The sequence below is a fragment of the Streptomyces sp. NPDC025651 genome, from assembly GCF_055558735.1.
The window spans coordinates 576,459-595,540 of the sequence record NZ_JBVHLZ010000004.1; the positions used below are offsets into that span (position 1 = coordinate 576,459).

Here is a 19,082-nt window from a genome sequence, read left to right on the forward strand (position 1 = left end):
GGGCCCGGCATGGCGCGTCTGAAGATCGAGATATCCGTCCCCGAGAGCCATGTGGAGCAGGTGGTCGACGCCCTCCACGCGGCAGGCGCGGGGCAGGTCGGTGGCTACGCCCGGTGTGCGAGCGTCTGGCCGGTCACCGGCACCTGGCTGCCGCTGCCGGGCGCGCGGCCCTTCGACGGCGAGGTCGGCGCGGTGCGGCAGGGCAAGGAGTGCCGCGTCGAGTCCGTCTGCGACGAGGAGCGGGCGCGCGCCGTCAAGGAGGCGGTGTGCGCGGCCCATCCCTACGAGGAAGCGGTCATCCACTTCCTGCCGCTGTACGAGCCGTGAGCGGCCCGGGGGAGCCGCCGAACTCCGCCAACGCCCCCGCCACGATCGCTTCCAGGCGGTCGTGGTGGGCGCCGCGCCAGTAGACGCGGGCGCAGTCGCCGCACTGCGCGAAGACGTCGTACGTGCCGCGGGTGCCGCCCTCCAGGAGGTCCGCCACCTCGTCCTTGGTGGCCGGGCGGAGCGTGCCGTTGCAGGCCGTGCAGCGGGTCCAGGGGGACAGCGGCGGGGCGAAGCGGCCGAGTACGTCGCGGAGTTGGTCGTCGGGGCGGTCGCTGTAGACGTAGGCGCCCGCCCACAGCTCGCGGCGGCGCAGCAGCCCCCGGTCGCGGCTGAGCAGGACGCGTCGCTCGTCCGCCGAGCGCGTGGCCAGGGCGGGGTCGCCGATGTCCGTGGACTCGTACGCCGCGTCGACGCCGAGGAGGCGCAACCGCCGGGCCAGCGTGCCCAGATGGACGTCGAGGAGGAAGCGGAGCGGGGCGCCGGGCACCGGCTGGGGGCGCGTCACCGCACGGACGGCGACGGTCTCCCCGGCCGCGGGGACGTGTCCTGCGGCGACCTCGCGGCCGTCCACCACCAGGGCGCCGACCTCGGTCAGCGGGACGCCGAGGGACTCGACGACGTGCCCGAGTGTGGACGCGCCGTCCGTAACTGCCGTGGTGGCGCCGCCCCTTCGCTCGTGCGGGACGAAGACACCCAGCTCGGGGGCGAAAGCGACGAGGATCTCCGGACCGTTCATGCGGTCAGGATGGCATGGCGGGTCCGGACGTCACCGAGGATTTTCCGCCCCGGTGAACCCGCTGGTGAGCATGGACAGGGTGCGGTCCACCAGCGTGGGCAGGTCGTCCTCGTGGTCGTGCTCGGCCCAGTACGCGGCGGTCTCGGTGAGCGCGCCGATCAGCCCCATGGAGAAGGTCCGCACCTCCAGGTCGCCGGGCTCGCGGCCGGTGCGTTCGGCGATGACCCGGCACAGGACGGCGCCGGTGACCGACATGCTCTCCAGCATCCGCGAGCGCACGGCGGGCACCTCGGTCATCAGCTTCGTACGGAGCCTGGTGACCTCGGGCTCCTCCGCGAAGCCGAGGCCCACGGCCCGGCGCAGCACGATCCGCAGCGATTCCACGATCGGTTCGTCGACGGGCCGCTCCCGCAACTCGCTCTCCAGGAGCGGGTCGTACTCGTCGGTGAGGACGATGTCCTCCTTGGTCGGGAAGTAGCGGAAGACGGTGGAGGGGGAGACCTCCGCCGCCTCCGCGATCTGCTCGACCGTCGTCGCCTCGTACCCCTGCTCGCGGATCAGCCGGTACGTCGCGTCCCGGATCGCGAGGCGGGTCTTGAGCTTCTTCCGTTCGCGCAGCCCCAGTGGGGGCGCGGTCCCGGCGGGGGAGGTCCGTGCGGCCGTCATGGTGTTCATTGTCGGGCATCCACCGAGGCCTTGCCCAGGTCAGGCGTGTCGGACGCCGCGCCGCCGGCCCTCGGCAGGAGGGCGGCCACGAGCAGGGACGTCACGAGGGCGGCGACGCCGCTGACCAGGAGGACGAGGTCCATGCCGTGGACGTACGCGGAGTTCGCGGCGTCGACGAGGCCGCCGTCGCCGAGCCGGTCGGCCACGCCGTGCGCGGCGACCACCGAGTCGCCCGCGGCGTCGGCCGCGGGGCCCGGCAGGCCGCCGGTGTCGAGGCGGTCGGCGTACGCCCCGGCGAGGAGCGAGCCGAGCAGCGCGATCCCGAGGGCGCTGCCCACCTGCCGTACGGTCATGAGGAGCCCCGAGCCGGACCCCGCGCGCTCCACGGGCAGCGCGCCGAGCGCCGCGTCCATCGACGGCACGATGGCGAAGCCGAAGCCGAGACCGGCCACCGAGAGCCACAGCGCGGTGAGGCCGTAGCCGCTGTCGACGTCCGTGCGGCTGCCGAGGATCGCGGCGAAGGCGAGGACCGCGAGCCCGCCGCTGATCACCGCGCGCGCCCCGAAGCGGCGTACGACGGGCTCCGCGCCCTTGGCCGCGATCAGCAGCCCGCCCATCATCGGCAGGATCCGCACCCCGGTGCCGAACGCGTCGTGGCCGAGGACGGCCTGGAGGTAGGGCGGCAGCACGAACATCAGGCCCGACAGCACGAACATGACGAGCGTCGCCGCCATCGTGTTGAGGAAGAAGGCGCGGTCGCGCAGCAGCGTCATGTCGAGCATGGGCCGCGCCGTCCGCCGCTCGCGCAGGACGAGCGCGGCGAGCAGCAGGGCCGCGCCGGCGAGCACGCCGAGGACCAGGGGGTCGCCCCAGCCGCGTACGGGCGCCTCGATGATGCCGTAGATCAGCGCGCCGAGGCCGGAGACGGTCAGTGCGGTGGAGACGACGTCGACCGAGGGAGAGGCGGGGTCGCGGGTCTCGGGCAGCAGGAACAGGCAGGCGGTGAGGCCTATCCCGACCATGGGGACGTTGATCAGGAAGATCGAGCCCCACCAGAAGTGGTCGAGCAGCCAGCCGCCGACGATCGGCCCGAGGGGCGCGCCGAGCGCACCGGCCGCCGAGACGATGCCGATGGCCCTGGTCCGCTCGCCGGGCCCGAAGAGCGCGGGCAGCACGGCCATCGCGAGGGGCATGACGAGCGCGGCGCCCACGCCCATGACGGCGCGGGCCACGACGACGAGGGAGACGTCGTCGACGAGGGTGCCGATCAGCGACCCGGCCAGGAAGACCCCGAGTCCCGTCATCAGCATCCTGCGCCGCCCGAACCGGTCGCCGAGGAGGCCCGCGGGGAGCATCAGCGCGGCGAAGACGACGACGTACGCGTCCGCCATCCACTGCTGCTCGCCGGTGCTCGCGCCGAGCTGCTCGGCCATCGTCGGCAGCGCGACGTTGAGGATCGTCATGTCGAAGCCGAGCACGAGCATGCTCGCGACCAGGGCGGCGAGCGCCCACCAGCGGCGGGGGTCCTGCCGCACGGCGGCAGCGGAGTCAGTGACAGTGGCCATGAAATGACAGTAACTCCCAAGTGGGAGTCACTGTCAATATTTTCGTGTGCGCGCACGAAGAAGTGGCCGCGGCTGAAGAGCCGCGGCCACCGGGGTGGAAGGGGGAGTGCGTCAGGCGTGCTGGTAGGCCACCAGGGAGATGCCGACGTAGTGCACGGCGAAGGCCGCCAGGGTCAGTGAGTGGAAGACCTCGTGGAAGCCGAAGAAGCGGGGCGAGGGGTTGGGGCGCTTGATGCCGTAGATCACGCCGCCCGCGCTGTAGAGCAGTCCGCCGACGATGACCAGGACGAGCACCGCGATGCCGCCCTTGCGCATGAAGTCCGGCAGGAAGAAGACCGCGGCCCAGCCCATCGCGATGTAGCACGGGGTGTAGAGCCAGCGGGGCGCGCCGACCCACAGGACACGGAAGGCGATGCCGGCGACCGCCGCTCCCCAGACGCCCCAGAGCAGCCACTGCCCCTTCGCCTCGGGGAGCAGCAGCAGGGTCAGCGGGGTGTAGGTGCCCGCGATGATCAGGAAGATGTTGGAGTGGTCGAGTCTGCGCAGGATGCCGTCGGCTCTCGGGCCCCAGTTGCCCCGGTGGTACAGCGCGCTCACGCCGAAGAGCAGACAGGCGGTCAGCGCGAAGATGCCGCAGGCGACCCGGCCGCGGGTGGAGTCCGCGAGCGCGGTGAGTACGAGGCCCGCGACCAGCACCGCGGGGAACATGCCGGCGTGCAGCCAGCCGCGCATCTTCGGTTTCGCGGGGAGCGGCAGGGAGGACTGCTGCGGGATGAGTGGGGTGGTACCCGCGGGCTCCGGGATCACTTCGGGGACGGGGGCGGTCATGGGCCGCATCGTACCTACGGGCCCGTAAGTCGTACATCAAACGGACGGATCACCGCCCTCGCCCTCGTACCGGCACAAGTGGCGATGCTCACGCCGCTCACGTGTGAGGCCCTCTGGACAGATGGGCGTGCGCGTCGGATGATCAAATGAGTGCGGTCGGCACCGGATGAGCGCCAGAGGGAAATCAAGTGAAGCGTCCGGGTCGCAGCCCCCACGGGGCATACATCCTCAAAACCCCTCCGATTAGGAGCAATCGTGGCGCGCGACATCGCGGCTCCCCTGTCCTTGGGCACTGCCCCGACCAACCACCAGAAGCTGGTCTCCTGGGTCGGCGAGATCGCCGAACTGACGCAGCCGGACCGCGTGGTCTGGTGTGACGGTTCCGAGGCCGAGTACGAGCGCCTGTGCGAGGAGCTCGTCGCGAAGGGCACCTTCAAGAAGCTCGACCCGATCAAGCGCCCCAACTCGTACTACGCGGCCTCCGACCCGACCGATGTCGCGCGCGTCGAGGACCGCACCTTCATCTGCTCCGAGAAGGAGGAGGACGCGGGCCCGACCAACCACTGGAAGGCCCCCGCCGAGATGCGGGAGATCTTCCAGGGCGAGAAGGGTGTCTTCCGCGGCTCCATGCGCGGCCGCACCCTGTACGTCGTGCCCTTCTGCATGGGCCCGGTCGGCTCGCCGCTGTCCGCGATCGGCGTCGAGATCACCGACTCCGCGTACGTCGCCGTCTCCATGCGCACCATGACCCGCATGGGCCAGGCCGTCCTGGACGAGCTCGGCGACGACGGCTTCTTCGTCAAGGCCGTCCACACGCTCGGCGCCCCGCTGGCCGAGGGTGAGGCCGACGTGCCGTGGCCCTGCAACTCCACCAAGTACATCTCGCACTTCCCCGAGGACCGCGAGATCTGGTCGTACGGCTCGGGCTACGGCGGCAACGCCCTGCTCGGCAAGAAGTGCTACGCGCTGCGCATCGCCTCCGTCATGGCGCGTGACGAGGGCTGGCTCGCCGAGCACATGCTGATCCTCAAGCTGACGCCGCCGCAGGGCGAGTCCAAGTACGTCGCCGCCGCGTTCCCGTCCGCCTGCGGCAAGACGAACCTCGCCATGCTGGAGCCCACGATCTCCGGCTGGACGGTGGAGACCATCGGCGACGACATCGCCTGGATGCGGTTCGGCGAGGACGGCCGCCTCTACGCGATCAACCCCGAGGCCGGCTTCTTCGGCGTCGCGCCCGGCACCGGCGAGCACACCAACGCCAACGCCATGAAGACGCTGTGGGGCAACTCCGTCTTCACGAACGTCGCGCTCACCGACGACGGCGACGTCTGGTGGGAGGGCATGACGGAGGAGACTCCGGCGCACCTGACCGACTGGAAGGGCAACGACTGGACGCCGGAATCAGGTGTCCCGGCCGCCCACCCGAACGCCCGCTTCACCACGCCCGCCTCGCAGTGCCCGATCATCGCGCCCGAGTGGGAGGACCCCAAGGGCGTGCCGATCTCGGCGATCCTCTTCGGCGGCCGCCGCGCGAGCGCCGTGCCGCTGGTGACGGAGTCCTTCAACTGGCAGCACGGCGTCTTCCTCGGCGCGAACGTCGCGTCCGAGAAGACCGCCGCCGCCGAGGGCAAGGTCGGCGAGCTGCGCCGCGACCCGTTCGCCATGCTGCCGTTCTGCGGCTACAACATGGGCGACTACATGAACCACTGGGTCAAGGTCGGCGCCGACAAGGACCAGGCGAAGCTGCCGAAGATCTACTACGTCAACTGGTTCCGGAAGAACGCCGACGGCAAGTTCGTCTGGCCCGGCTTCGGCGAGAACTCCCGCGTCCTGAAGTGGATCGTGGACCGCCTCGACGGGAAGGCCGAGGGCGTCGAGACCCCCATCGGCATCCTGCCGACGAAGGAGTCGCTGGACACGAACGGCCTCGAACTGGCCGACTCCGACCTGGAGTTCCTGCTCACGGTCGACAAGGAGGTCTGGCGCGAGGAGGCCGCGCTCGTCCCCGAACACCTCAACACCTTCGGCGACCACACGCCCAAGGAGCTGTGGGACGAGTACCGCGCGCTGGTGCAGCGCCTGGGCTGACGCCCCGCATTCCGGATGGGCCCCGCACAACGGCGTGCGGGGCCCATCCGCGTGCACGAAGGGGAGCGGAGGGACCCCACCCGTCCATATCCGCATCTTGCGCACCTTGCCTTCACATGGCTCTCACATGCTTCAATGTGCCCACACGGGGGGCCGCTGATCGACGCGTGCCCCAAAAGAGCCTGTGGGGGGCCAAGTTGAAGAACTCTCAGCGGTTAAGACGTGTGACGGGCGCCGCGCTCGCGGTGGCGCTCGGCGCGACCGGCCTGGTCGCCGCCGGGACGCCCGCCGCGTACGCCGCGACGCCCTCGGACGAGGTGGCGAAGCTGCCCATCGCGTCGTTCGGAGCGATGGTCGTCGACGACGCGCACGAGCGGGTCTACGTCACCGACGGCCGCAAGGGCAGCTCGGCGAGCTCGGTCTGGGTCTACAACTTCCAGGGCCAGCGGGTGGGCTCGCTCGCGACCGACAAGCCGGTCTCCGGCATGGCGCTCAGCGCGGACGGCGCGACGCTGCACGTGTCGCAGACGGACCGGATGCTGACGTTCGACACGGCGACGCAGACGAGGAGCGGGGCCAGTTACACGCCGGCCGACGTGACCTGTGGCCGTGAGGTGGCCGTGGCGGGCGGCAAGGCGTGGTTCACGGAGACGCCGTACAGCGACTCGTACTGCAACGACGTCAACAACACCACGACGCTGTACCAGGTCGGCAGCCCCTATCCCAACGGCACCGGCTGGACCGGGCAGGGGCGGCTCAAGCTGGAGGCGGGCCCCGGGGCACCGGACCGGCTCGTGATGGGGCAGGCCGCCGCGGGCGACAAGGCCAACCCGTTCCTCACGACGTTCGACGCGAGCGGCCAGACCCTGGTGCGCGGGCCCCAGCGGCGCTTCGCGGACGCCGAGGGCAAGGGCGCGCTCGACCTGAAGGACATCGCCCAGAGCGCCGACGGCAAGCGCATCGCCGTCGCCGACGCGGCGTTCGGGACGCGGCTGCTCGACGCCTCCGACCTGTCGGACGCGCCGACCGGCTATCAGGCCCTCCCCGAGGGCGCGAAGGCCTCGGCGGTGGCGTTCAGCGGCGACGGAAAGTACGTGGCGCGGGGCGCCGCCGCCTCCGGCAGCACGCCCGACCTGCTGATCCAGCCCGCCGATCCGGCGGAAGGCACCACGCCGCTGGAGTTCGCCTTCGAGAGCGAGCTGGACGGCGCCCGGATCGCGCCGCAGGGGCTGGCCTGGGCCAAGGACGGCTCGCGGCTCTTCGCGGTGACGGCCAGCGGCGGCGACCACTGGCTGCACGTCATCAAGCCGCCGGCCGCGCAGTACGACTCGCGCTTCACGGGCACCCTCGGCACCACGCCCTCGAAGCCGGTCGTCGGTGAACCGCTCGGGATCCGGGGCAGGTTGGAGCTCGACGGGCCCGCGCCCGCAGAGCCCGTGAAGGTCACGGCGGTGCGCAAGGACGCCGACGGCACGCAGGAGGTGGCGGCCGCCAAGGTCGCGGCCGACGGCAGCTTCACCGTCCTGGACGTGCCGGACCGCCTCGGCGAGGCGACGTACACGCTCAGGTTCCTGGGTGACGTCACGCACCGTCCGGCCGAGGACGTCACGGTCACGGTGGATGTCGCCAAGGCGCCGACGGCGATCGAGCTGACCGCGCCCGCCGAGGCGACCCGCACGGGCGGCGTGGAGATCACCGGCAAGCTGGCCGGGCAGGGCCGCGCGCTGCCGTCCGGGATCGGTCTGAAGGTGACCCGCACGGACCGGTTCGGCACGACGGGCGAGCTGACGTCGGCGTCGGTCGCGGCCGACGGCACGTTCAAGGTCAGGGACCTGCCGAGCAAGCGGGGCAGGACGGTCTACGAGGTGAGCTACGCGGGCGACGCCCTGCACGAGGGTTCGTCCGCCAAGGCCACCGTGAAGATCACCGGCTAGGCGGCGCCCCCAGCTGCCGCCACGGTTGGTGGCGCCCGGTCCGCGGCCTCCCCGGCCGCGGACCGGGGCCGTTCAGGAGGCGCCGACCAGGCGCGTGGCGTCCGCGTGGGCGTCCATGCGCTCGGCGGCCAGGATCGCCGCCGCGGTGTCGGCGCGGGAGGCCGCCACCACCAGGGCGCGACCCGCGAGGGCGTGGGCGCGCTGGTGCAGGGCGGCGACGTGCGGTTCGTGGATGGCGCCCGCCACGGCGGACCGCGCGGGCCGCACGCCACGGCGCAGCCGCGCGACCTGGAGCGCCAACTGCTCGGCCGCGGCGTCCAGTTCGGCGGAGGGGGTGAGGGTGCGGAGCTCGTCGGTGACGGCGAGCAGCGCGGCCAGGTGCCCGGCGAGCTGGATGTCCAGCTCCTCCTCGCGGGAGCGGTGCGGGAAGCTCGCGTCGTCGGCCATCGAGTGGACCGACTTGGTGCGGATCGGCTCGTACATGAGATGGCCTCCAAGCTGTCTTGCAGACATCCTAGCTTAGATTCCGTCTAAAGTTGAGTTGGATCCGGAAAGCGGTGAGGCCGGGCGCCGATCGGCGCCCGGCCTCACCCGCATTCCTCGCGCGGCGCGGGTGTCAGGGCTGGCTGTAGCCGTCCAGGAAGGTCCCGATGCGGGTCACGGCCTCCGCCAGGTCCGTCGCCGTCGGCAGGGTCACCACGCGGAAGTGGTCGGGCTCCGGCCAGTTGAAGCCCGTGCCGTGCACGACCATGATCTTCTCGGCCCGCAGCAGGTCCAGGACCATCTGCCGGTCGTCCTTGATCTTGAAGACCTTCGGGTCGAGCCGCGGGAAGAGGTACAGCGACCCCTTCGGCTTCACGCAGGTCACGCCGGGGATCTGGGTCAGCAGGTCGTACGCGGTGTCGCGCTGCTCCAGGAGCCGCCCGCCCGGAAGGACCAGGTCGTTGATCGTCTGGCGTCCGCTGAGCGCCGCGACGACGCCGTGCTGGCCCGGCATGTTCGCGCACAGGCGCATGTTGGCGAGGATCGTCAGGCCCTCGATGTACGAGGACGCGTGCGCCTTCGGGCCCGAGATCGACATCCAGCCGACCCGGTAGCCCGCGACGCGGTACGCCTTCGACATGCCGTTGAAGGTGAGGGTCAGCAGGTCGGGGGCGATGGCGGCGGTCGGCGTGTGCGTCGCGCCGTCGTAGAGGATCTTGTCGTAGATCTCGTCCGAGCAGACCAGGAGGTTGTGGCGGCGCGCGATGTCGGTCAGGCCGCGCAGCATCGCCTCGTCGTAGACCGCGCCGGTCGGGTTGTTCGGGTTGATGATCACGAGCGCCTTGGTGCGGTCGGTGATCTTGCGCTCGATGTCGGCGAGGTCCGGCATCCAGTCCGCCTGCTCGTCGCAGCGGTAGTGCACGGCGGTGCCCCCGGACAGGGAGACGGCCGCGGTCCACAGGGGGTAGTCGGGCGCCGGTACGAGGACCTCGTCGCCGTCGTCGAGCAGGCCCTGCATGGCCATCACGATGAGTTCGGAGACGCCGTTGCCGATGAAGACGTGCTCGACGTCGGTCTCGATGCCGAGGGTCTGGTTGTGCATGACGACCGCGCGGCGGGCCGCGAGGAGGCCCTTCGCGTCGCCGTAGCCGTGTGCGTCGCCGACGTTGCGGAGGATGTCCTCCAGGATCTCCGGCGGGCACTCGAAGCCGAAGGCGGCGGGGTTGCCAGTGTTCAGCTTGAGGATGCGGTGCCCTGCGGCTTCCAGCCGCATCGCCTCCTCGAGTACCGGGCCCCGGATCTCGTAACAGACGTTGGCGAGCTTCGTCGACTGGATGACCTGCATGTCGGCGAGCCTAGCGTTCCGGCTGCGGTGGGGCGGAATTCTTTAGCGGGGCTTGGTTCGGGCGCGTGTGTTCCCTCAGCGGTCAGCTGTGTCCGCTTGTGGTCTTGTCCTGGGGGCGCTGGGGCCCAACAATGCGCATGACAAAACCGAAGGAACTTCGGTCACTTAGTCATCAGAGGGGACCCCCACATGAACAAGCCTCTCGTCGGTGCGTGCTTCGCCGCTCTTCTCATCGGAGCGACGGCGGCGCCCGCGACGGCCGTCAGTGACGAACGGCCCGCCAAGCCCGAGGCGAAGGCCGTCGACTTCGCGGGGACGGTGGCGCTCAGCAACTGTTCCGGCTCCGTCGTCCGCGTGCCGGACTCGAAGCCGGGCGACCCCGCGCTCGTCCTGTCCAACGGACACTGTCTGGAGAGCGGCTTCCCCGCGCCCGGCCAGGTCATCGTCGACAAGCCGTCGTCCCGCAGCTTCACCCTGCTCAACGCCTCCGGCGGCAATGCGGGGACCGTCAGGGCGAGCAAGATCGCGTACGGCACGATGACCGACACGGACATGTCGCTGTACCAACTCACCAGCACCTACAGCGACATAGAGAGCAAGTACGGGATCAAGGCCCTGGAGCTGAACGCGGCGCGCCCCCAGCAGGGGCGGAAGATCACCGTCGCGTCCGGCTACTGGAAGAAGCTGTACAAGTGCAGCATCGACGGCTTCGCCTACCGTCTGAAGGAGGGGAACTGGACCTGGAAGGACTCGGTCCGCTACACCCCCGACTGCAAGACGATCGGCGGCACCTCGGGCTCCCCGGTGATCGACGACGAGACCGGCAAGGTCGTCGCCGTCAACAACACCGGCAACGAGAGCGGCGGGCGGTGCACGGACAACAACCCGTGCGAGGTCGACGAGAACGGCAAGGTCACGGTGCGCGAGGGCATCAACTACGCGCAGCAGACCTACACGCTCGTGCCGTGCGTCGCCCCCGGCAACAAGATCGACCTGAACCGCGAGGGCTGCACGCTGCCGAAGCCTTCCGGGGTGCGGTGACGGTGAAGGCCTTCCGGAGCGCGGTGGCACCGCGGTCCTCCGGGGCGCGGTGACACCGCGGTCCTCCGGGTGCGGTGACCGCGGTCGACGGGTGCCGTCCGTGGAGCCCGTTCGGGGTCCGGACGGCACCCGTGCGTCAGGTCCTCAGGCCGCCGGTGCCAGCTCGGCCCTGCCGAACAGCAGGGCGTAGCCGGGCGGGAGCAGCCCCAGCAGGCGGTCGACGAGCTCCTCGTCGACCGCCCGCGCCAGGGTGGTGAGGACGGAGCTGACGTCCCATCGGGCGGTGGCGGGCGTGGCACCCTCCAGGCGCAGTCCCACGCCCCCGACGAACTCCGCGGCCGTGAGCGGCCGCGTCGCGGGGATCCGGTCCGCGATCACCTGCGCCGCCTGCGGGGGCAACTGCCGCGCCAGGTCGACACGTTCGTCCCCGACGACGTGCTCGCCGAGGGCGGACAGGACGACGCGCGTCACGCGCTCCGCCTCCGCGGTGGTGGCGTACTGGCCGGACTCCCTTACCGCCTCGATGAGTTCGCTCCATCTCATCGTGCCGTTCTCCTCCGTTTCGTCGCGTTCCCGGTGATGTCGTCGCGATGGTCGGCCGCGCCGTCGCGCGGCGGGGTCAGCTGTTGATCTGCTTGCGGTCGCTGCCGCCGCTGATCCGGATCCTCCGCGGCTTGGCCTGCTCGGCCACCGGGATGCGGAGCGTCAGGACACCGGCCTCGTACGAGGCGTCGATCCGCTCCGTGTCCAGGGTGTCGCCGAGGAACAGCTGGCGGGAGAAGCTGCCGGTGGGGCGCTCGGCCGCGATCATCTCCGCGCCCTCCGGGGCGGGGGAGCGGCGCTCGGCCCGTACGTTCAGGACGTGGCGTTCGACGTCCAGGTCGATCGACTCCGGGTCGACGCCCGGCAGGTCGAAGTGGACCACGAAGTCGTCGCCCTGGCGGTAGGCGTCCATCTGCATCCCGGCCGGCCGGGCGCTGTTGAAGACCTGCTGGGCGAAGCGGTCGAAGTCGCGGAACGGGTCGGTACGCATGAGCATCACGGATCTCTCCTCTCCTCAGGTGTTGGGTGCGATGCCCTACGGTTTTCTATATAGCCCCGATGAGGAAAATTGACAAGGCCCGACTCAGGTCCGGCGTCGGGAGTGAACGCGGTGCCGGATCTGGGTCGGGCGACGGGTCGGATGCGGGTCAGGCGTCGGAGTAGCTGAGGTCTCCCACGGTCCAGGCGCTCACGTCCTGGAGGGCGATGCGGTACATCCCGCCGGTCTCCGGGAGGCCCAGGCTGCCCTGGAGGATCCGGGCCAGGTGGAAGTGCAGGTGGGTGGGTGGTGCGGTGTCCGGCGGCGGGGCGGAGGCCGCGCCGGGGGCCGCGAACGCGGAGGCGAAGGGGCCCAACTGGTCGGAGTCCTTCAGGACTTCGGCGACGCGCTGTCGCCACAGGGCTTCGGGGGCCAGCCGTCCGGTGATGACGGCGCCGGCGACGACCACGGTGAGGGGCATCTGATTGCTGTGCTCGGACTCCACCAGGGCGGCGATGTCGGCGAGCAGTTCGTCAGGCTTCGACATGACCGGTCAGCCTACTGGTGGCTGGCGCGGGCCGTGCCGTCGGTACCTCACCCCGGACCCTCCCGTCTGTCTCACCCTCGCCCTCCCGTCTCCGAAAATCTATCGCGGCTGAAGTAGACATGCGCCCCTGTCGTGGGTAGAGTTCCTGATGTAGCCAATGAGGGTCAGCGATATGCGGCAGACATGAACTGGCGCGGCAGTACCCCAGAAGATGAATGAGATGAGTGAGAGGAGTGCACGCCATCTGGATCGCCCGGGCGGGCTCAGAGGCCGCTCGGGTACCGCAGGCCCCGGATTGGAAGGTGGTCCCCGGTCACGCATCCGCGATCCCCGCAGCCCCGCTCAGCCGGGTGTCCCTGCGGAAACATGTAGCCGGCCCGCAAGGTCGGCAGATGGTGTGAAACCCCTCGGGGCCTGGTGCCGTACGGCACCAGGCCCCTCGACGCGTTCCGGAATAGGTGCCAATGACCCAAGAGAACCCCTCGCGCGACCGGGATCGGTTCGACGACGACGACTACCCCGCCTACACGATGGGCCGGGCCGCCGAGATGATCGGCGCCACACCCGGCTTCCTCCGGGCCGTGGGAGAGGCCCGCCTGATCACGCCGCTGCGGTCCGGCGGCGGTCACCGCCGCTACTCCCGCTACCAGCTGCGCATCGCCGCGCGCGCCCGGGAGCTGGTCGACCAGGGCACGCCGATCGAGGCCGCCTGCCGCATCGTCATCCTCGAGGACCAGCTCGAAGAGGCGCTGCGCATCAACGAGGAGTTGCGCCGTCCCGCCGCCGGGTCCGAGGGGACGCCCGCGTCCTGAGGCCGTCGCCGCCCGGGAAACGCTGCGCCCCACGCCACCGGATATCTACGACGGCAAATATAGAATTTCGTGTGATGCGCGATGAGGGTTTATTCGACGACCGGCGAAGCGATATCGAAAACCTCCCGCCGAGGGCTGTGGCGTGCTACTGTCGCTATTAGTTGCAGTTGTGGTTCCCAGAGACTTCAAGTGCTCGGTCGACTTTCTGTGTCGGCGGGGCACTTTGTATTGCCGGGCTCGAATCCGGACGGGGTAATCATCGCGGCGACGTGGAGTCCGCACAGTGCGGGCTCCCGGGCACTGCCCCGAAGGAGATATGACATGGCTACTGGCACCGTGAAGTGGTTCAACGCGGAAAAGGGCTTCGGCTTCATCGAGCAGGAGGGTGGCGGCGCCGACGTCTTCGCCCACTACTCGAACATCGCCACCCAGGGCTTCCGTGAGCTGCAGGAGGGCCAGAAGGTGACCTTCGACGTCACGCAGGGCCAGAAGGGCCCGCAGGCCGAGAACATCGTTCCCGCCTGACGCTGACGCTGACGCGCACTTCGTAGCTGGGGCCCGCACCTTGGGTGCGGGCCCCAGCTCGTCGCGTTTTCGGGGGTGGAAAACCCCGACGCTTTGCCGTTCGAAGCGGTCGGTATCCCGTTCGAATCCTGGGCTCAAAGAATTCTGGGTTCCTTCGGGTGGTGCGCCGCTTTTTCTCGGGCCGGACCCGGAGTGATTCACCGGCGGCCAGGATTGTTTTTCATTTCCCCCGGCCGTTCCTGCGGTTCTCGGCACCGATCGGTGCCCGATGAGAATTCCTCGATACGTGCCGCATCGAGGAAGGTTCTCCATGAACCGCTCAACTCGCACATATGGCCGACGCTCCACGAGCCCCGGTCGCCGCACCCGCCCCGCCCCGCTCCAGGGCGAGTTCGCCCTGCCGGTCACCGTCACCCCGGCCCTGCCGCCCGTCGAGGACTTCGCCGCGCTCGGCCTGTCGGACGGTGTCCTGAAGACCCTCGCCGGCCTCGGTGTCACCGAGCCGTTCCCGATCCAGGCGGCGACGCTGCCCAACTCCCTCGCGGGCCGGGACGTCCTGGGCCGCGGGCGCACCGGATCGGGCAAGACACTCGCCTTCGGCCTCGCGGTGCTCACCCGGACCGCCGGGCAGCGCGCCGAACCGCGCCGTCCCCGCGCGCTGATCCTCGTCCCCACCCGTGAGCTCGCCCAGCAGGTGACCGACGCCCTCATGCCGTACGCGCGGTCGCTGCGGCTGCGCCTCGCCACCGTGGTCGGCGGCATGTCCATCGGGCGGCAGGCAGGGGCCCTGCGTGCCGGGGCCGAGGTCGTCGTCGCGACGCCGGGGCGGCTCAAGGACCTCGTCGAGCGCCGCGACTGCCATCTGGACCAGGTGGCCGTCACCGTGCTCGACGAGGCCGACCAGATGGCCGACATGGGCTTCCTGCCCCAGGTCACCGAGGTTCTCGACCAGGTGCGGCCCGACGGTCAGCGGATGCTGTTCTCGGCCACCCTGGACCGCAACGTCGACCTCCTGGTCCGCCGGTACCTCAACGACCCGGTCGTCCACTCGGTCGACCCGTCGGCGGGCGCGGTCTCCACGATGGAGCACCACCTCCTGCACATCCACGGTGCCGACAAGTACGCCACCACCACGGAGATCGCCGCCCGTGACGGACGGGTGATCCTGTTCCTGGACACCAAGCACGGCGTGGACCGGCTCGCCGAGCACCTGCTCAACAGCGGGGTGCGCGCGGCGGCGCTGCACGGGGGCAAGTCCCAGCCCCAACGCACCCGTACGCTGGCCCAGTTCAAGTCCGGCCAGGTCACCGCGCTGGTCGCCACGAACGTCGCGGCGCGCGGCATCCACGTCGACGACCTCGACCTCGTCGTCAACGTGGACCCGCCCACCGACCCCAAGGACTACCTGCACCGCGGCGGCCGCACCGCCCGCGCCGGCGGCTCGGGCAGCGTCGTCACCCTGGTCACGTCGGCGCAGCGACGCGACATGAACCGACTGATGGCCGCCGCGGGCATCGCGCCGCAGACCGCACAAGTGCGTTCCGGCGAGGCCGAGTTGGCGCGCATCACCGGGGCCAAGGCTCCCTCGGGCGTTCCGGTGACCATCGCCGCTCCGCCGAAGGACGGTCCGGGGCGCGGCGGCTCGTCGGGCCGTGGCCGCCGCCCTCGTGACGGCCGTGCGCGCCGCGCCTATGCCGCCCGTGCCCGGGCCGGTACAACCGCTGCCTGACCCCCTGGTCCTTCCCCCTGCCCCTTCCCCTGCGTGAGTCTGTGAGGCGCCATGCGCTGTGTCATCGCCCGCTTCCCCTTCGACCTGTTCAAGAACGAGGTGGAGCGGGCCATGAAGGGTGTCAAGCCCGAACCCGTCACCGGTGAGTCCGTGATCATCGGCCGTCGCCACTACCCCGTCAAGCAGGTGGGGGAAGTGATCACGCGGCAGGACCGCCGCGACTTCTCGGCGCGCGAGGTGACCAGAGCGCTGACCGGCCTCGGGTTCACCTGCCGTGCCGCTCCCGCGCCCGTGGAGTCCGTCCCCGACTCCGCCGCCGAGCCCTGGCCCACTTCCCTCGTCTAGGACGCCTCGGACGACCGGGGTGCGGTGAGGCGCGGCCGTTTCGCCGCGAGCGCCGCCGCCCCCGGCAGCCACCCCAGCACAAGCCCCCACAGCGCGCCGAACACGGCCCCGGCAAGCGGCAGTCCGAGCCAGCCCCACGGGCCCGCCTCGACCATGCGGGCCGCGACCATGCCCCGCCAGACGCCCGCCGCGGCCGCGCCCGCGATCAGTGCCGTCCAGCCCGCGAGCAGCCGGCGGCCCCTGCCCGCGTCCGGGCGGCGGCGCACGTGGCGGCGCGTCCGGGCCGCCGCGACGGCGACCAGGAGCAGGGCGGCGAAGTCCTCGCACAGCTGCCAGGACCAGTCCGTCGCGCCCAGCGGTGTCGCCCGCAGGCCCGGCAGCGCGAAGGGCACGCCGAGCGCGCTCGGCGCCACCGAGAGACCCGCCCGCGCGGTGAACGCGGTGAGCAGGGTGCCGCTGCCGTGGAGGAGGACGAGCAGCAGGCAGACCCCGGCCACCACGACCGTGGCGTCGGCCGCCCCCGCGCGCAGTCGTTCCCGCAGTGCGTCGGTCTTCGTCCGCATGGCGCGTCACTGTAGGGCGCCGCGGCGCGGCCCGACAGGGGGCGGGCGGAAGAAAAGTGAACAATGCTCAGGTCTATTGCTCGGGGGGCCGTGCGATCTACGATCCCGGCCATGAAATCGCTTGCGGCACACCGCACGTGGGCGGTCGGCGCGGTCGTGCTCGCCGTCGCCGCCGCCCTGCTGGTCGCCGTCGGGCCCGAGGGTGCCGGGGCCGGGCGCGCCGACACCGCGAGCGGCCACCGGTGGATCACCGACCGGCAGGGGCGCGCGCTCGTGCTGCGCGGCCTGTCCACCGCGAGCAGCGCCAAGTCGGCCGCCGACGGTATGCCGTGGATCGAGGAGAAGGACGTCGAGCGCGAACGCCGAAGCCTCGGCACGAACTTCGTCCGCTTCCTCCTCCAGTGGCGCAAGGTCGAGCCGTCTCCGGGGACGTACGACACGACGTACCTCCGGCAGGTCGCCGAACGCGTGCGCTGGTACGGCGAGCGGGGCTACCACGTGCTGCTCGACATGCACCAGGACCTGTACGGGCCGGGGGTCGGGGGCAACGGCGCGCCCCAGTGGGCCACCGAGACCGACGGGTTGACGTCCGCCGCCACCGACCCCTGGGAGCTCGGCTACGCCGAGCCCGGGACCGTCCGCGCCTTCGACCGTTTCTGGGGGACGGTCGAAGGCGACGGGCGCGATCTGCGCGCGCACTACGTCAAGGCCTGGCGCGCGGTGGCCGAGCACTTCGCCGACGACGACGCCGTCATCGGGTACGACCTGATGAACGAGCCCTGGGGCGGCAGCGTCCAGGGCCCCGCCTTCGAGTCGGGGCCGCTCGCCCGGCTCTACCAGGACTGCATCGAGGCCATCCGGACCGTGGACCGCGACCACTGGCTGTTCGTCGAGCCGTCCGCCATCGGCGCCAACTGGGGCTTCGCCAGCGGGCTTCCGCGCCTGGAGGACCCGCGCGGCGACGGCGACGAGGCGCGCATCGCGTACGCGCCGCACCTCTACCCGCTGCCCATGGACCTGGGCGGCGGATACACGGGCGACGCCAGGGGGCAGGTCGACGCGACGCTGCGGGAATGGCGCGAACAGACCGAGAAGACCGCGCGGCGGCTCGGCGCGCCCGTGGTCATCGGGGAGTTCGGGCTCGACGTGGGGCTGCCGGGCGCCATGGAGTACGTCGAGAAGGTACAGCGCATGGCCGACGACATGGGGGCGGGCATCGCCTACTGGTCCAACGACCCCGGTTCCTGGGCGCCTTGGGACGCCGACATGAAGCCGACCCGGCTGCTGCCTGTGCTCGACCGGCCCTATCCGCGGGCCGTCGCGGGAGATCCCGTCACCTTTCGGTGGGACGCGGCGGACAAGGCGTTGACGGTGAGCTGGCGGGGCAGGGCGGGTGTGCGCGGCGACACGGAGATCCACCTGCCCGCGCGGCACTTCCCCGAGGGAGGCCGGGTGGCGGGCGGGAAGAAACGCTCCTGGGATCCCAAGTCCCGTATTCTCACGCTCGGTTCGGGGCCCGGTGCACACTCTGTCCGCATCACACCGCGTGGGTGAAATGGAAGAGTTCCCACCCCTTGTCCGGCTGCACAGGCACCCCAAGAATGCCCACTGACAAACGCACGTCAGGCGTACGTCGTCATGAGGGGGGCTCCACAGATGGGAAAGAAGAGCTACGCGGTCGCGGGCGGACTGATCGCCCTGGCCCTGGCCGGTGCCGGCACGACCCCCGCGTTCGCGGGACACACCCAACCGGACGCCAAGGCCCCGGCCGCCAAGGCCAAGAAGGTCGACTTCGCGGGGACGGTGGCGCTCAGCAACTGCTCCGGCTCCGTCGTCCGCACGCCCAAGTCGGATCCGAGCGACCCGGCGCTCGTCCTCACCAACGGCCACTGCATCGAGACCGGTTTCCCCGCGGCGGGCGAGGTCGTCGTCGACCAGCCGTCCACCCGCACCTTCAAGCTGCTCGACGCCAAGGCGAACGACGTCGCCACGCTCAAGGCGTCCAAGGTGTCCTACGCGACCATGACGGACACCGACGTCACGATCTACCAACTCACCAGCAGCTACCGCGACATCACGAAGAAGTACGGCATCAAGCCGCTGGTCCTGGAGGACGACCACCCGGTGAAGGGCCGCGCCGTCACGGTCGTCTCCGGCTACTGGAAGAAGACGTACACCTGCAACATCGACGGCTTCGTGTACCGCATGAAGGAGGGGGAGTGGACCTGGAAGGACTCCGTGCGCTACACCCCCCAGTGTCAGACCATCGGCGGCACGTCGGGATCGCCGGTGATCGACCACAGGACCGGCAAGGTCACCGCGGTCAACAACACGGGCAACGAGGACGGTGAGCGCTGCACCATCAACAACCCCTGTGAGATCGACCGCAAGGGCAACGTGACGGTGCGCAAGGGCATCAACTACGCCCAGCAGACGTACGGGATCGTGCCGTGCGTCGGCCGCGACAGCAAGATCGACCTGACCCGGCCGGGGTGCAAGCTGCCCCGGCCGGCCACCGCCGGGTAGG

Annotated in this window: 20 protein-coding genes; 10 read left to right on the top strand and 10 right to left on the bottom strand. The window is 70.8% G+C overall.

Translation table 11 applies throughout. The features are described from left to right. Window positions 1-9: 9 nt before the first annotated feature. Window positions 10-327 carry a hypothetical protein gene (locus tag ACZ4D5_RS19045; protein WP_467773500.1) on the top strand — a complete coding sequence of 106 codons (318 nt, stop codon included), beginning with the start codon at window positions 10-12 and terminating at the stop codon, window positions 325-327. Here the strand turns inward: ACZ4D5_RS19045 and ACZ4D5_RS19050 are convergent. From ACZ4D5_RS19050 to trhA, 4 genes are all read right to left on the bottom strand, one after another. Then, the gene (locus tag ACZ4D5_RS19050) at window positions 296-1,063 is read right to left on the bottom strand and encodes a Mut7-C RNAse domain-containing protein (RefSeq protein WP_467773501.1); all 768 of its coding nucleotides are present in this window, start codon (window positions 1,061-1,063) and stop codon (window positions 296-298) included. The genes ACZ4D5_RS19045 and ACZ4D5_RS19050 overlap by 32 nt on opposite strands. A gap of 30 nt (window positions 1,064-1,093) precedes the next feature. Beyond that, the gene (locus tag ACZ4D5_RS19055) at window positions 1,094-1,729 is read right to left on the bottom strand and encodes a TetR/AcrR family transcriptional regulator (RefSeq protein ID WP_467773502.1); all 636 of its coding nucleotides are present in this window, start codon (window positions 1,727-1,729) and stop codon (window positions 1,094-1,096) included. Window positions 1,730-1,734: 5 nt separating this feature from the next. Beyond that, window positions 1,735-3,294, bottom strand: a complete 1,560-nt coding sequence (locus tag ACZ4D5_RS19060; protein ID WP_467773503.1) for an MFS transporter — start codon at window positions 3,292-3,294, stop codon at window positions 1,735-1,737. A gap of 111 nt (window positions 3,295-3,405) precedes the next feature. Beyond that, a complete protein-coding gene (trhA, locus tag ACZ4D5_RS19065; protein ID WP_467773504.1) occupies window positions 3,406-4,122 on the bottom strand; it encodes a PAQR family membrane homeostasis protein TrhA in 717 nt (238 codons plus the stop codon). Window positions 4,123-4,377: 255 nt separating this feature from the next. Here trhA and ACZ4D5_RS19070 point away from each other — a divergent pair, with 255 nt between their 5' ends. Both ACZ4D5_RS19070 and ACZ4D5_RS19075 read left to right on the top strand, forming a co-directional pair. After that, window positions 4,378-6,210 (top strand): phosphoenolpyruvate carboxykinase (GTP), encoded by a 1,833-nt coding sequence (locus ACZ4D5_RS19070; RefSeq protein WP_467773505.1) that lies wholly within the window; start codon window positions 4,378-4,380, stop codon window positions 6,208-6,210. A 224-nt stretch (window positions 6,211-6,434) separates the two neighbouring features. Then, window positions 6,435-8,144 (top strand): Ig-like domain repeat protein, encoded by a 1,710-nt coding sequence (locus ACZ4D5_RS19075; protein ID WP_467773506.1) that lies wholly within the window; start codon window positions 6,435-6,437, stop codon window positions 8,142-8,144. Window positions 8,145-8,216: 72 nt separating this feature from the next. Here ACZ4D5_RS19075 and ACZ4D5_RS19080 read toward each other — a convergent pair whose 3' ends face one another. Continuing rightward, window positions 8,217-8,627 carry an SCO4983 family protein gene (locus ACZ4D5_RS19080; RefSeq protein WP_467773507.1) on the bottom strand — a complete coding sequence of 137 codons (411 nt, stop codon included), beginning with the start codon at window positions 8,625-8,627 and terminating at the stop codon, window positions 8,217-8,219. Between the two features lie 133 nt (window positions 8,628-8,760). Then, entirely contained in the window at window positions 8,761-9,972 is a 1,212-nt protein-coding gene (locus ACZ4D5_RS19085; RefSeq protein ID WP_467773508.1) for a pyridoxal phosphate-dependent aminotransferase, read from the bottom strand. A gap of 189 nt (window positions 9,973-10,161) precedes the next feature. Between ACZ4D5_RS19085 and ACZ4D5_RS19090 the strand changes: the two genes are divergently transcribed. Further along, on the top strand, window positions 10,162-11,013 hold the full coding sequence (locus ACZ4D5_RS19090; RefSeq protein ID WP_467773509.1) for a trypsin-like serine peptidase: 852 nt from the start codon (window positions 10,162-10,164) through the stop codon (window positions 11,011-11,013). Window positions 11,014-11,157: 144 nt separating this feature from the next. Here ACZ4D5_RS19090 and ACZ4D5_RS19095 read toward each other — a convergent pair whose 3' ends face one another. The 3 genes from ACZ4D5_RS19095 to ACZ4D5_RS19105 form a co-directional block, all read right to left on the bottom strand. Further along, the gene (locus ACZ4D5_RS19095) at window positions 11,158-11,556 is read right to left on the bottom strand and encodes a DUF2267 domain-containing protein (RefSeq protein ID WP_467773510.1); all 399 of its coding nucleotides are present in this window, start codon (window positions 11,554-11,556) and stop codon (window positions 11,158-11,160) included. 76 nt (window positions 11,557-11,632) lie between these two features. Further along, a complete protein-coding gene (locus ACZ4D5_RS19100) occupies window positions 11,633-12,052 on the bottom strand; it encodes an Hsp20/alpha crystallin family protein (protein WP_467773598.1) in 420 nt (139 codons plus the stop codon). 151 nt (window positions 12,053-12,203) lie between these two features. Next, on the bottom strand, window positions 12,204-12,581 hold the full coding sequence (locus tag ACZ4D5_RS19105) for a hypothetical protein (protein WP_467773511.1): 378 nt from the start codon (window positions 12,579-12,581) through the stop codon (window positions 12,204-12,206). 464 nt (window positions 12,582-13,045) lie between these two features. Here ACZ4D5_RS19105 and ACZ4D5_RS19110 point away from each other — a divergent pair, with 464 nt between their 5' ends. From ACZ4D5_RS19110 to ACZ4D5_RS19125, 4 genes are all read left to right on the top strand, one after another. Continuing rightward, window positions 13,046-13,393, top strand: coding sequence for a MerR family transcriptional regulator (locus tag ACZ4D5_RS19110; protein WP_467773512.1), 348 nt, complete (start codon window positions 13,046-13,048; stop codon window positions 13,391-13,393). 321 nt (window positions 13,394-13,714) lie between these two features. Beyond that, on the top strand, window positions 13,715-13,918 hold the full coding sequence (locus ACZ4D5_RS19115; protein WP_030788646.1) for a cold-shock protein: 204 nt from the start codon (window positions 13,715-13,717) through the stop codon (window positions 13,916-13,918). A gap of 310 nt (window positions 13,919-14,228) precedes the next feature. Next, a complete protein-coding gene (locus tag ACZ4D5_RS19120) occupies window positions 14,229-15,647 on the top strand; it encodes a DEAD/DEAH box helicase (RefSeq protein WP_467773513.1) in 1,419 nt (472 codons plus the stop codon). Window positions 15,648-15,698: 51 nt separating this feature from the next. Continuing rightward, window positions 15,699-15,992 (top strand): SCO5918 family protein, encoded by a 294-nt coding sequence (locus ACZ4D5_RS19125; protein ID WP_467773514.1) that lies wholly within the window; start codon window positions 15,699-15,701, stop codon window positions 15,990-15,992. On the opposite strand, the gene ACZ4D5_RS19130 is transcribed toward ACZ4D5_RS19125, so the two are convergent. Next, complete coding sequence (locus ACZ4D5_RS19130; protein WP_467773515.1) at window positions 15,989-16,555, bottom strand: hypothetical protein; 567 nt, start codon at window positions 16,553-16,555, stop codon at window positions 15,989-15,991. The two genes, ACZ4D5_RS19125 and ACZ4D5_RS19130, sit on opposite strands and share 4 nt — an antisense overlap. Window positions 16,556-16,666: 111 nt before the next feature. On the opposite strand from ACZ4D5_RS19130, the gene ACZ4D5_RS19135 reads away from it, so the two are divergent. Both ACZ4D5_RS19135 and ACZ4D5_RS19140 read left to right on the top strand, forming a co-directional pair. Continuing rightward, on the top strand, window positions 16,667-18,109 hold the full coding sequence (locus tag ACZ4D5_RS19135; protein WP_467773516.1) for a cellulase family glycosylhydrolase: 1,443 nt from the start codon (window positions 16,667-16,669) through the stop codon (window positions 18,107-18,109). 102 nt (window positions 18,110-18,211) lie between these two features. Further along, window positions 18,212-19,081: a trypsin-like serine peptidase gene (locus tag ACZ4D5_RS19140; protein ID WP_467773517.1), complete on the top strand. Its 870-nt coding sequence runs from the start codon at window positions 18,212-18,214 to the stop codon at window positions 19,079-19,081. The last annotated feature ends 1 nt before the right edge of the window (window position 19,082 follow it).

Coding starts and splice junctions, on each gene's coding strand:
- ACZ4D5_RS19110 (WP_467773512.1), top strand. CDS start 13,046: ATGACCCAAGAGAACCCCTCGCGCGACCGGGATCGGTTCGACGACGAC.
- ACZ4D5_RS19100 (WP_467773598.1), bottom strand. CDS start 12,052: ATGCTCATGCGTACCGACCCGTTCCGCGACTTCGACCGCTTCGCCCAG.
- ACZ4D5_RS19140 (WP_467773517.1), top strand. CDS start 18,212: ATGGGAAAGAAGAGCTACGCGGTCGCGGGCGGACTGATCGCCCTGGCC.
- ACZ4D5_RS19130 (WP_467773515.1), bottom strand. CDS start 16,555: ATGCGGACGAAGACCGACGCACTGCGGGAACGACTGCGCGCGGGGGCG.
- ACZ4D5_RS19095 (WP_467773510.1), bottom strand. CDS start 11,556: ATGAGATGGAGCGAACTCATCGAGGCGGTAAGGGAGTCCGGCCAGTAC.
- ACZ4D5_RS19135 (WP_467773516.1), top strand. CDS start 16,667: ATGAAATCGCTTGCGGCACACCGCACGTGGGCGGTCGGCGCGGTCGTG.
- ACZ4D5_RS19105 (WP_467773511.1), bottom strand. CDS start 12,581: ATGTCGAAGCCTGACGAACTGCTCGCCGACATCGCCGCCCTGGTGGAG.
- trhA (WP_467773504.1), bottom strand. CDS start 4,122: ATGACCGCCCCCGTCCCCGAAGTGATCCCGGAGCCCGCGGGTACCACC.
- ACZ4D5_RS19055 (WP_467773502.1), bottom strand. CDS start 1,729: ATGACGGCCGCACGGACCTCCCCCGCCGGGACCGCGCCCCCACTGGGG.
- ACZ4D5_RS19045 (WP_467773500.1), top strand. CDS start 10: ATGGCGCGTCTGAAGATCGAGATATCCGTCCCCGAGAGCCATGTGGAG.
- ACZ4D5_RS19120 (WP_467773513.1), top strand. CDS start 14,229: ATGAACCGCTCAACTCGCACATATGGCCGACGCTCCACGAGCCCCGGT.
- ACZ4D5_RS19085 (WP_467773508.1), bottom strand. CDS start 9,972: ATGCAGGTCATCCAGTCGACGAAGCTCGCCAACGTCTGTTACGAGATC.
- ACZ4D5_RS19090 (WP_467773509.1), top strand. CDS start 10,162: ATGAACAAGCCTCTCGTCGGTGCGTGCTTCGCCGCTCTTCTCATCGGA.
- ACZ4D5_RS19080 (WP_467773507.1), bottom strand. CDS start 8,627: ATGTACGAGCCGATCCGCACCAAGTCGGTCCACTCGATGGCCGACGAC.
- ACZ4D5_RS19125 (WP_467773514.1), top strand. CDS start 15,699: ATGCGCTGTGTCATCGCCCGCTTCCCCTTCGACCTGTTCAAGAACGAG.
- ACZ4D5_RS19050 (WP_467773501.1), bottom strand. CDS start 1,063: ATGAACGGTCCGGAGATCCTCGTCGCTTTCGCCCCCGAGCTGGGTGTC.
- ACZ4D5_RS19060 (WP_467773503.1), bottom strand. CDS start 3,294: ATGGCCACTGTCACTGACTCCGCTGCCGCCGTGCGGCAGGACCCCCGC.
- ACZ4D5_RS19115 (WP_030788646.1), top strand. CDS start 13,715: ATGGCTACTGGCACCGTGAAGTGGTTCAACGCGGAAAAGGGCTTCGGC.